The organism is Pseudomonas sp. E6002, assembly GCF_013385565.1.
Lineage (GTDB): Bacteria > Pseudomonadota > Gammaproteobacteria > Pseudomonadales > Pseudomonadaceae > Aquipseudomonas.
In genome coordinates, this window is record NZ_JACAPT010000002.1 from 317,618 (window position 1) to 329,453 (window position 11,836).

General features: G+C 62.6%; 8 protein-coding genes and 1 pseudogene. 2 read left to right on the forward strand and 7 right to left on the reverse strand.

Annotated features, from left to right (window positions below):
* Window positions 1–9: 9 nt before the first annotated feature.
* Both pfkB and ptsP read right to left on the reverse strand, forming a co-directional pair.
* Window positions 10–930: a 1-phosphofructokinase gene (pfkB, locus tag HX815_RS03500; RefSeq protein ID WP_087694617.1), complete on the reverse strand. Its 921-nt coding sequence runs from the start codon at window positions 928–930 to the stop codon at window positions 10–12.
* On the reverse strand, window positions 931–3,789 hold the full coding sequence (ptsP, locus tag HX815_RS03505) for a phosphoenolpyruvate--protein phosphotransferase (RefSeq protein ID WP_177027808.1): 2,859 nt from the start codon (window positions 3,787–3,789) through the stop codon (window positions 931–933).
* 294 nt (window positions 3,790–4,083) lie between these two features.
* On the opposite strand from ptsP, the gene cra reads away from it, so the two are divergent.
* Together cra and HX815_RS03515 are read left to right on the forward strand one after the other, a co-directional pair.
* Entirely contained in the window at window positions 4,084–5,079 is a 996-nt protein-coding gene (gene cra, locus HX815_RS03510) for a catabolite repressor/activator (RefSeq protein WP_003215943.1), read from the forward strand.
* A 5-nt stretch (window positions 5,080–5,084) separates the two neighbouring features.
* Window positions 5,085–5,861: a TatD family hydrolase gene (locus HX815_RS03515; protein ID WP_177027809.1), complete on the forward strand. Its 777-nt coding sequence runs from the start codon at window positions 5,085–5,087 to the stop codon at window positions 5,859–5,861.
* Window positions 5,862–5,893: 32 nt separating this feature from the next.
* On the opposite strand, the gene HX815_RS31875 is transcribed toward HX815_RS03515, so the two are convergent.
* The 5 genes and pseudogenes from HX815_RS31875 to HX815_RS03535 all read right to left on the reverse strand — a co-directional run bounded on the left by HX815_RS31875 (window position 5,894) and on the right by HX815_RS03535 (window position 11,701).
* On the reverse strand, window positions 5,894–6,823 hold the full coding sequence (locus tag HX815_RS31875; RefSeq protein ID WP_371135982.1) for a methyl-accepting chemotaxis protein: 930 nt from the start codon (window positions 6,821–6,823) through the stop codon (window positions 5,894–5,896).
* A pseudogene (locus HX815_RS31880) lies at window positions 6,800–7,891 on the reverse strand (methyl-accepting chemotaxis protein); the annotation flags it as partial. The pseudogene HX815_RS31880 and the gene HX815_RS31875, both read right to left, overlap by 24 nt.
* Window positions 7,892–8,083: 192 nt before the next feature.
* Entirely contained in the window at window positions 8,084–8,920 is an 837-nt protein-coding gene (gene ampE, locus HX815_RS03525) for a regulatory signaling modulator protein AmpE (RefSeq protein ID WP_003215936.1), read from the reverse strand.
* Entirely contained in the window at window positions 8,917–9,480 is a 564-nt protein-coding gene (gene ampD, locus HX815_RS03530) for a 1,6-anhydro-N-acetylmuramyl-L-alanine amidase AmpD (protein WP_003215934.1), read from the reverse strand. Before ampD ends, ampE begins: the two co-directional genes overlap by 4 nt.
* Before the next feature lie 61 nt (window positions 9,481–9,541).
* Window positions 9,542–11,701, reverse strand: coding sequence for a DUF1631 domain-containing protein (locus HX815_RS03535; protein WP_087694621.1), 2,160 nt, complete (start codon window positions 11,699–11,701; stop codon window positions 9,542–9,544).
* Between the last annotated feature and the right edge of the window lie 135 nt (window positions 11,702–11,836).

Below are 11,836 nucleotides of genomic sequence, written 5' to 3' on the forward strand. Positions count from 1 at the left end.
CCAACCCTCTTATTGTTCTGTCAGCGGGCGCACGTGGACGCCGCTCTGCAAAGTCTCAAGCTGCGCTTCGTCGGTGATGCCAAAGCCGATCTGCGTGACCGCCATCGCGGCAATGGCGGTGGCGCGGCCCAGGGTCTGCTCCGGCGTATCGCCACTGAGCAGACCGTGAAGCATCCCGGCCAGCAGCGAGTCGCCGGCGCCTACGGTACTGGCCACGGTTACCTTGGGCGGCGTGGCGTGCAGCGCGGTATCCGGGCTGTACCAGCTCACACCCGCGGCACCGTCGGAGACCACCACATGCTCCACACCTTGCCGATGCAGTTGGCGGATGGCATCTGTGGAATGACCAAGGGCATCGGCCAGTTCTTCGGTATTGGGTTTGACCAACCACGGGCCGGCGTTCAATCCAGCGCGCAGCGCTTCGCCGCTGGTGTCCAGGGCGACTTTCAAGCCGAGGTTTTTCAGTTGCTGCAGCAGGCCCTGGAACCACTGAGGGGTGATGCCGCGTGGCAGGCTGCCGGCCACGACGACGGCGTCGTAGCCCGGAGCAATCCGCGCCAGTTGCTCAAGCAGTGCGTGTTGCGCCTGCTCGCTGACCAACGGGCCCGGCGCATTGACATCCGTGACCCGCCCATCCTGCTCGGCGATCTTGATATTGCTGCGGGTTTCTCCCGGCACCCGAATAAACGCATCGGTAAAACCACGACGGGCAATCAGCATCTCGAATGCCTGGGGATTGTCCTCGCCAAGAAAGCCGCCCACGGTCACCTGATGACCAAGGTCCGCCAGCACCTGGGCGACGTTCACGCCCTTGCCGGCAGCGTGGGTGATCATCGCTTCGCTGCGATTGACCTCGCCCGGTTCCAGGCGCGCCAGGCGCACCGTCAGGTCCAACGCCGGGTTCAGCGTCAGGCTTAAAATCCTTGCCATTTACACGGCCTCCACAAGCGCACGCACTTCGGCGGGAGAACCCACCGCCAGGGCTTTTTGTGCCAGGCCCTGGGCCTCGCTCAGACTGAATTCACGCACCCGTGCCTTGACCTCGGGAATGCTGCGCGCAGACACACTCAGCTCATCCACTCCCAGGCCGATCAGCACCGGAACTGCCAAAGGGTCGGCTGCCAGCTCGCCGCACACGCCGACCCATTTGCCATGGGCATGGGCGGCGCGCACGGTGATGTCGATCAGTTGCAACACCGCCGGATGCAGGCCGTCAGCCTGGGCCGACAGCGTCGGATGGCCACGGTCGATGGCCAAGGTGTATTGGGTCAGGTCGTTGGTGCCGACGCTGAAGAAGTCCACTTCCTTGGCCAGTACCGGCGCCAGCAACGCGGCCGACGGCACTTCGATCATGATCCCCAGTTGCAGGTCGGCCACCGGGATTTCCAGGCGCAGGCGCTCGGTCATGGCCCGGGCCTGGCGCCACTCGTCAACACTGCCAACCATGGGGAACATGATGCGCAGTGGACGGTTGTCTGCCGAACGCAACAGCGCGCGCAATTGCGCTTCCATGATCTGCGGGCGTTGCAGGGTCAGGCGGATGCCGCGCACGCCGAGGAAGGGGTTTTCTTCCTTGGCGATCGGCCAGTACGGCAGCGGTTTGTCGCCGCCCACATCAAGGGTGCGTACCACCAGCGGCCGGCCGCCGAGGCCGTCGAGCACGCGGCGGTATTCGGCTTCCTGGGTGGCTTCGTCGGGCGCTTGTTTGTGGGCCATGAAAATCAGTTCGGTGCGCAACAGGCCGATGCCTTCGGCGCCCTGCTCCACCGCGCCGGCAACCCCGGCGCTTTCGCCGATATTGGCGAACACTTCGACGGCATGGCCATCGCGGGTCAGGGCCGGTTCATGGCGTTGCGCGGCGGCGGCTTTCAAGCGTTGTTCGCGGGTGTCGCGCTCGACGGTGGCGCGCTGCAAGGTGGCGGCGTCGGCGTCCACATGCAGGCGACCGCGCTGGCCATCCAGCAACAACGGCGTGCCCGAAGCCAACAGCAATACAGCAGGGCCTGCACCCACCAGCGCGGGAATGCCCAAAGCACGGGCGACGATGGCGCTGTGGGCGGTGGCGCCGCCACGGGCAGTGAGGATGCCGGCGACACGCACCGGGTCCAGGCGCGCCACGTCCGAGGGACCCACTTCGTCCATCACCAGGATGTAGGGTTCGTCCGGCTCCTGGGCGGTTTCGACGCCGCACAGTTGTGCCAGCACGCGGCGGCCAATGTCACGCAGATCGGCAGCGCGCTCGGCGAGCAAGGCGTCCTGCAACGATTCCTGCTGTTTGGCGGCGGCTTCGATCACGCTCATCCACGCGGCCTCGGCGCTTTCGCCCTGCTTGAGGCGCGTCTCGACTTCGTCGGTCAGTTCCGGGTCGTCGAGCATCTCCTGGTGGGTGATGAAGATCTCGCGGATGGCCTTGGATTTGCTGCGCTCGATCAGGCCCTGGATGTCCCGGCGCACGTCGGTCAATGCCGCGTGCAGGCGCTGGCGCTCGATCACCGGCGACTCGCCGCGCAGCGGGTATTCGAAAGGTTGCAGCACCTGGATATGCGCCGGGCCAATCGCAATGCCGGGGGCGGCGGCGATGGCCTGGATCAGGCTGCCGGACACTGGCGCGCTGATCACCGGTTCGATCTCGACCACGGCTTGTTGGGCGCTGACTGCCGGCAACGGCTCGACCTCTTCGCCGAGGCCGTCTTCCACTGCCGCCAGCAAGGCGGGCAAGGCGTCACCGGCAATGGTTGGCTCGGCGACAAACTCCAGTACCTGGCCGCGACGCGCACCGAGGCTGAGCAACTTGCTCAGGCTTTTTACCGATACCGCGCCGACGTCTCCATCGACGATGCGCACACGGATTTCACCGGCAAAACTTTTCGCCAATTGCGCGAGGATCTTCGCCGGGCGCGCATGCAGCCCGTGGGCGTTGGCCAGGGCAATGCGCACGCTTGGCCAGTCGGCTGGCAGTTCACCGCCGAGCACTTCCAGTACGGCCCGGCTGCTGGTGGCGCGGCCGAGTTCCTGGCCACGGCCTTCGATCAGCAAGGCACACAGGCGTTCGAGCAAGGTCTGGTGGGCCTCGCCGAGGCTGGCCAGGCAGAACAGGCCGCTCAAGGGCTGGCCCAGGTAACGCATGGGTTTGTCCGGGGTGACGAAGGCCAGGCCGGGACGCTTCACCGTCTGCTCACTGTGCAGCCACCACAGGCCATCGCCCAGGGGCAGCGCGTCGACTTGTTGCAGCACGGCGGCAAAGCCATTGCTCACGCAATCGGCCTGGCGCAACAGGCGTGCGCCTCTCCACACCAGTTCTTCGAAATCATCAGCCGACACGCCCAGGCCAATCATCTGTGCGTCCAGCGCCAGCTCCTGCGGCGCGCCTTGCAGCAGTTTCAGCAAGGCCTCGGCAGAACTGGCGCGGCGCAGGGCCTGGCCCAGGTCGGTCTCGCCAAGGGCACGGGTCAGCAGTTGCAGCAGGCGCAGGTGTTCGTCGGATTTGGCGGCAATGCCGATCGCCAGGTAAACGATCTGGCCATCGCCCCAATCCACGCCGTCGGGAAATTGCAGCAGGCGCACGCCGGTGGCGAACACCTGGTCGCGTGTTTCGGGGGTGCCGTGGGGGATGGCGATGCCCTGGCCGAGAAAGGTCGAGCCTTGGGCTTCACGCGCTTGCAAGCCACTGAGGTAACCCTCGGCGACCAGGCCATCGGCCACCAGTTTTTCAGCGAGCAGTTGCAAGGCAGCAGACTTATCCACAGCCGTCTGGCCCATGGATATCTGCTCGTGGGTGAGCTCAAGCATGCCGTTCTCCTAGTTAGTGCGGCGGGCGCACTAGGTATTATTTTGAATAAATCAGTGCAAAAGCGTTCGAATAAAATTGACTGAGTGGTCAGTTGGCAGAACCACACTCGTCGCGATAATCGTAAAAATACGCTTGCTGAAACGTTTAATCTAGAATTTATGGCAGATTACGCGTTAATTTCCCATGATTGAAGAGCCACTCGGCTGTTGAGTTGCGACAATGGTCGCCTGCAGTAATCGGTTACGATTGGACAAAATGTCGGGGCAAGCTCTAAAAAACAAGGAAATCCCGGTTTGAAACTCAGTGATATCGCGCGCATTGCCGGTGTGTCTGTGACCACCGCCAGCTACGTCATCAATGGCAAGGCCGAACAGCAACGGATCAGCAGCGCAACCGTCGAACGGGTGCGCGCCGTGGTTGAAGAACATGGCTTTACGCCCAACCCCCAGGCCGCCGGGCTGCGCAGCCGGCACACCCGTACCCTGGGTTTTATCCTGCCGGACCTGGAAAACCCCAGTTACGCACGCATCGCCAAGCTGCTCGAACAAGGCGCCCGTGCCCGCGGCTATCAATTGCTGATCGCCAGCTCCGACGACGACGCCAACAGTGAGCGGCAACTGCTGCAACTGTTCCGCGCCCGCCGTTGCGATGCGCTGTTTGTCGCCAGCTGCCTGCCGGCCACCGACGACAGCTACCGCGAACTGCAAGCCAAGGGTTTGCCGGTGATCGCCATCGACCGGGTGATGGAGTCTACGCAGTTTTGCTCGGTGGTCAGCGATGATCGCCAGGCCTGCCAGCAATTGACCAGCAGCCTGCTGCACCCGCTGCCCAAGCAGATCGTGTTGATCGGCGCGCGGCCAGAGCTGAGCATCAGCCAGGAACGTACCGCCGGTTTCAAGCAAGCGCTGAAAGACTTCAGCGGCGAAGTGCTGATCGAACAAGGCGAGTCGTTCAGCCGCGACTGTGGCCGACAGCTGATGGAGCAGTTGCTGCAAAGCCTGGGGCATTTGCCTGACGCACTGGTGACTACGTCCTACGTCTTGCTGCAAGGGGTGTTTGACGCGCTGCATGACTTCCCGCTCAAATCCCGGCCACTGCGACTGGGGACGTTTGGCGACACCCAACTGCTGGATTTCCTGCCGCTGCCGGTGAATGCCATGGCCCAGCAGCATCAGTTGATTGCCGACACCGCGCTGCGCCTGGCGCTGGCGGCCATTGAAGAACAGCACTACGAACCCGGCGTGCATGCCATCGGCCGAACGTTCAAGCAGCGGATTCACTCGGAGTAAGCGGTGTGGAGCTGATCGACAGCCACACCCATCTGGATTTTCCGGACTTCGATACGGACCGCCGCGAAGTCCTGAGCCGCAGTCGCCGCCTGGGCGTGCGCAGGATGGTGGTGCTCGGGGTCTATCAGCAGAATTGGCAACGGTTGTGGGACCTGGTGCAAACCGACGCGGATTTATTCGCCGCCTTCGGCCTGCACCCGGTGTATCTCGACCACCATCGCCCCGCCGACCTGACGGAACTGGGCGACTGGCTGACCCGCCTGAACGGCCACCGGCAACTGTGCGCGGTGGGCGAAATCGGCCTGGATTATTTCCTCGAACAGCTGGATCGCGAACGCCAGCAAAGCCTGTTTGAAGCGCAACTGAAGCTGGCGGTGGACTTCCAACTGCCGGCGCTGCTGCATGTGCGCCGCAGCCACGCTGCCGTGATCGCCACCCTCAAGCGCATTCGGCTGCCACGGGGCGGAATCATCCACGCGTTTGCCGGCAGCCAGGAAGAGGCCCGCGAGTACATCAAGCTCGGCTTCAAACTGGGCCTGGGCGGCGCGGCCACGTGGCCGCAAGCCCTGCGCATGCACAAGGTGATCGCCCGGCTGCCGCTGGAAAGCGTGGTGCTGGAAACCGACTCACCGGACATGGCCCCCGTGATGTACCCCGGCCAGCGCAACAGCCCCGAACACCTGCCAGACATCTGCGCCGCCCTGGCGGAGCGTATGGGCATCAGCTCCTCAGCGCTGGCCGAGGCGAGCACCCGCAATGCCTGCGAGCTGTTCAACTGGTAGGCGCCCATCCCCGATGCATGCCTGGCCATGCCTCACACTCGAAAGGCCCCGATCAACTGCTTCAGCTCGATCACTTGCAAGGACAACTGCCGGCTGGCCTCTTCAGTCTGGTGCGCGCCCTGCGCTGCATGTTCACCGGCGCGATTGATCTCGACGATGTTCTGATCGATGTCATGGGCCACGGCAGTCTGCTGTTCGACGGCGGCGGCAATCTGCTGGTTCTGGTCGACGATCATGCCTACCGCGCCGAGGATGTTTTCGAGGGCCTGCTGGACTTTTTCCGACTGCCCCACCGTGCCATTGGCCATCTCGTGGCTGGTGCCCATGGCCTTCACCGCAGCGCCGACACCGCTGTGGAGCTTGGCAATCATCTGCTCGATTTCTTCGGTGGAGTGCTGGGTGCGCCGGGCCAAAGTGCGCACCTCATCGGCCACCACGGCGAAACCGCGTCCTTGCTCACCGGCGCGCGCGGCCTCGATAGCGGCATTCAACGCCAGCAGATTGGTCTGTTCAGCAATGCTCTTGATCACTTCCAGTACGCGACTGATGGATTGGCTGTCGATGGCCAATTGGTTGATGACCCGTACCGATTGATCGATCTCCGAAGCCAACGCCGCGATACTGCCTTGCTGGGACTGCACCAGGCCGCGTCCGCTGACGGTTTCATCGTTGACGCTGTGGGCGCTGCTGACCGCCGCCGCTGCACTGCGCGCCACTTCCTGGGCAGTGGAGGACATCTGGTTCATGGCGGTCGCCACTTGCTCGATCTGGCTGCGTTGGCCGGACACGGCCTGGTTGCTGCTGGCCGAGACCGACTCCACTTGCCCGGCCTGGTGTTCGACCTGGTTGACGGTGTGCCCTACCCGCTCGATCAGGTCATGGATCTTGGCCACGGTAGCGTTGAACACCTGGCCCAAATCCCCCAGTTCGTCGCGGCTGTGGGCGATGAAGGTGACGGTCATGTCACCGGCCGCCACCTTGTCCATCGTCGCCCCCAGGCGGCGCAAGGTGGTGCGGGTGGAGGCGTAGAAACCGGCATACAAATAGAAGATCAGCAAAAACACCGACGCCAGTGCCGCCACCAATCCGATCATGTGCGTGCGGTTTTCCGACAGGCGTTGCTCCAGTTGCTGCTCGAGAAAGGTCAGGGTGGCTTCGTCGAGCTGATAGGTCTTGGCCATCAACGTGCTGACGTCGTCGTAGAAGTCTTGCCATGGGGCGTCGAGGGTTTCGGCCATGACGACCTGCTCTTCGAACAACTCACTGCCTTGCTTGAGGCTGGCCTTGCTCGCGTCCGCCAGGCTCGCCAATGCTGCGTGGGCGGGCTTGCTGGAGCCGAGGGCATCCTGCAGTTTCAGGCCGTATTCCGCCTGGAGCTTTTCCAGTTGCTGCAGCAGCTCGTCAAAACGAGTGCTGGACGACGAATTGAGAAAACCCTGGCCCAACGAATAAGCCCCCATGGCCCGGCCTTCCCCCAGGGTCTGGGTGACTTGTGGGGTAACGCTGGTGATCAGTTCACTGAGTTGGCGCAGGTCGCCCTGGGGGTCACGGCTCAAACCCGACTGGCTGGCGATGATCTGGCTGAGCATCTGCGCCTTGTTGAGGAGTTTGCCGATCAGCGCGCTTTTGCTGAGCAGTGAAGTTTCCTGTTGCTGGGCCTTGAAGGCGGCGATCATTTCATCGCGCTTGGCTTCGAAGGCGGCGGCCTGTTCTGGGTCGGCGGACAGGGCGTGGAAGCTTTGCAGGCGCTGCAGCAGGCTGTCTTCGAGGGCGATGATTTTGTTTTCGATATCACCGGCCTTGCCTGATTGGCCGAGGGTTGCGTTGATCTGTACCTGGTTGTTCAGGGTTTCCAGGTCACGGCGCAGGGCCAGGCTGCTGCCCAGCAGGTCGAGGCTTTGCAGCTCGATGCGAGTGCCCTGGAATTCTCGCCAGGAATCGCGCACCAGGTAGTAGTTGGTGGCCAGCATCGGCAACAGGAACAGCACGCTGATAAGGCTGAACTTCATGCCGAAGGTCAGGCGGTTCATGAACGCGACGGCGGGATAGAGCAAGCTCTTCACAGGTGAACTCCCTTTTCTTTTATTTTTATTGAGGGCGCAGGGCGGCGGCAGATAGCCACTATTTGGCGCTCTGTCTGTATAGCTCAATTCGAAAAGGAGGTTTGTAACTTAAGGTTAACGAGGTAGGAGCGAGCTTGCCCGCTCCTACAGGGAGGCAAATCAGGGCAGCACGGTCCAGATGGCAAAGCCGGCGTACCACAGCACGGCGGCACGCAGCAGCAACTCCCAGATACGATCAAGGCTGTTGATGCCCTCGGCGCCTACCACCGGTGGCGGGATCTCCGCGGCCACCAGGCCCACCTTCTCCACCAGTTGCGCAGCACTGATGTCCCAGCTCAGCAGCTCATGCAGCATCACCCGGCCGACCGCCACAAAGTTGCCGACCAGGGCAAAACTCGCCGCCAGCAAACGTACCGGCAACCAGTCGAAGGCATGGCGCAACTGCCCGGCACGCTCGGCCACCAGCGGGTTCTTGCTGTTCTCGGTCGCTAGCGCCAGCAGACGGTAGGCCAGGGCGGCCACCGGCCCGAGGAGGAAGTACCAGAAAATCACCGCGAAGAAGCTTTGGTAGGCCTGCCACAACAGATGGCCCTGGACCCGCTCCAGCAACTGCTCACCACTGTCGGCACTGATGCTCAAGTCACGTTCGGCCACATGTTCGGCCGCTTGCAGGTCACCCCGGCGCCAGGCATCACGGAACGGGCCCAATCCGGCCAGGAGATCGCCACGGCCCAGGCTGTAGATCACCACCAGCAGGTGCACCGGCAGCGCCAACAGGCCATAGGCCACTGGCTCCAGCACCAGCAACAACAGCGCAAGCAAGGCCACCGGCAACAGCACCAGCAACGTGAGGATCAGCCACGGCTGCTTGCCCAGGCTGGCGCTCGACTCCAGCTTGGCCAGTTCCCGCAACCAACCGCCATCACGTTGTATACGATGACGCAGGGCCGAGAACTTCTCGATCCATACCGCCAGCACCAACACCAGAAAACTCATTGTGCGTGTCCTCCATCCTGCAAGGCGCTGCGAAAGCGCGCCCAATCAAATTCGGGTCCGGGGTCGGTCTTGCGTCCCGGGGCGATATCGCTATGGCCACAAATGCGCTGGCGGGTAATGCCCGTGTACGCCGCCAGCAACTGGCGCGTCAGGGCGATCAGGGATTGATACTGGGCATCGGTGAAGGGCAGGTCATCAGTGCCCTCCAGCTCGATCCCCAGGGAAAAGTCGTTACACGTCTCACGCCCCTCGAAGCTCGATACCCCGGCATGCCAGGCCCGGTCCCGGCACGAGACAAACTGCGTCACCGCGCCATCACGCTCAATCAGAAAATGCGCAGAAACCCGTAGGTCGGCAATACCTTCAAAGTAGGGATGTTCCGTGACATCCAGGCGATTCTGGAAAAACTCGTGCACCTTGCCGGTGGCGAATTGCGCCGGTGGCAGGCTGATGTTGTGCACCACCAACAGGGAAATCTCGCCACCGGGGCGCTCGTTGAAGTTGGGCGAGGGGCAATGGCGAATGCCCTGGCACCAACCGCTGGCGGGGTCCAACTGCATACTGGTTCCTTGAACGAGGCTGGGGTGACTCAGTATGCCGCGTTCCGCTGTCTGGTTGCGATCACTTGGCGCGATGAAGTTGGCGCAGGTTGCCAATCACCGAAGCCAGGGCGCGGTCGAACAACAGCGCATCATCCAGGGTTCGCACCGCGCCACGCTTGAACTCCAGGGCCAGTTCAAGCGGATTTTTTTCCAATACCTTGAGGCCGGTTCGATTGACGAAAATGCAGGTATTGCCCGGCGCAATAATCGCCGTCAGCTTGCAACGCAGGGTGTTTTCGGCGTCTTCCTGAAATTCCACCCAGCAACCGATCCGCAGTTGGCGAACCTTGAGCAGGTCGGGATCATCTTCCGGCAGGCTCGCCTCGATGGCCGGTGCCGCGGGACTGAGGACGAATGCCTCGCGCACCTCGACTTGCGACAGCGACGGTTGTTCCTCGGCACTGCCCCGGAACGACTGGACATGCAGGGTTTGCAAGCGGGTGAAAAATTCCCGGGTAATGAAGGGATCGAATGCCGCGCCGCTCAACCCATCGCGCAAGGCTTTCAGCAAGCCTGGCAACTGCTCCAGCAGGTGCCGGCCGGCTTCGGTGTCTTCGCTGAGGCCGACACTCCAGATCAACTCGTCCATGGTGCGCAACCCGGCCAGCCATTGTGGCGAGTGCTCGCCATGCTTCAGGCACGCCAGCAACAGCACCTGGCTCCAGGCCTGTTGCAGGAACTGCACCACGACCTCGGGCAGTACTTTGCCCAGCAACCGCAGATTGAGGGCTTCGGCTACACGCTGACGAGCGATTTCGGTACGGGCGCGCCCTTCTTCCGCATCGCGGGTACGTTGCTCCAGCAATTCGCTGCGGCGTCGCTCGTCATGGGTAAACGCGGTGAACTCGGTCAGTAACTGGGAAAAGATTGCCGGATCATCCACAAAATCATTCAACAACCGCTGCACCACCTGCTCGATGTGCAGGTACAGGCTGTCGCGCTGATAATCGTCGCGCTGGCTCCAGCCCATGGCCGCCGAAGCGATTTCATTGAGCAAGCGTCGCGCCGGATGATTGGTGCGGCTGAAAAAACTCTTGTCCAGCACCGCCACTTTCAGCATCGGAATCTGCAGGCGCGCGATCAGCGCCTTGAGGGACTCGGGCACCGTACCGTCATTGAGGATGAACTCGAACAGCATGGCGATCAGGTTGATCACATCCTCGTCCGCATCCTCCACCACCCGCGACTTGCCGCTCTTGACGCTGACCCGGGTCAGCAGTTGTTCAAGCTGGTTGCGCAGGTCGAAATCATCCTCGACCTCAGGCTCAGGCACATATTGCTGCAAATGGGAGAGCAGGCGCAGCAGGTCACGGGTGGAGATGGGCTGGGTCTCGGCGCTGGCTTCCAGCGTGGGTGCCACGCTGCCGCGCACTGCCGACAGCAATTCCTGCAACGCCGCGAAAACTTCCTGGCCGCTGTCGTCTGCCGGGTGGCCGGCAATCGGCGGGGTGTCTTCAGGCAACTCGGCCGTGGCGACGGCGCGCCGCGATGGCACGGCCTTGAGTTCGGGCAATACGCCGGTGGCGATCAGCAACTGATTGGCTTCGCCGTACAACAGATCAGCGTCACTGAGCACGTATTTCTCAAACAGCTTGAGAATGATCAGCTTGACCCGGATTTCCACGCCAAGGCTGCGTCCTGCTTGCAGAAAAAACGCGCACAGCATTGCCGGGCCCAGGGGGTTGTCCCGATCATCCAGGCGTTTGTCGAGCAAGGCATTGAGCCGGGCTGTCAATTGCCCAAGGGCGAGCCCGTCACGGCGCAGCACCTTGCCCAGCATGGCCTCGAGCGCGACGGCTTTTTCCAGCTCATCGCCCGAGACCCCGGGCGCCGCGGTGTAGGACACCACCGGAATCAGTTGCAGCTCACCGCGCTCCACGTTGCCAAGATTGGCAAACGCTTCGTAGAGTTGCTCCATGAAGCCACGCTCGAAATTCTTGCGCTTGAGGCGCAGGTCGCGCATGGCCTCAAAGAAAATACCGTGGTCGACGTTACTGCGGGTCTTGTCGGCCATTTCGAACAGGGTGTCGTCGGCGTTATCAAACAGCTCCTGCAGTCCCTGCCTGAGTTGCTGCGCCGCCTTGTCACGGACCTGGAGCAACACCACCGGCAGGCGGGCGAGCGGCGATGGCGTCGCCCGTGCCTTATTGATCGGCACCACCTTCCCGTCATTGTGCATCCTGGCCTCCTGAAACGGCGGTATTCGATTGTGTGAAGGATCGGTGCAGCAACGGCGCGAAGCACGCCGGGGCACTGCGAAAATCGGGCTATCACCGTGACGTCAAAGCTATGACGCCAATTGCAAGGCGCGAGA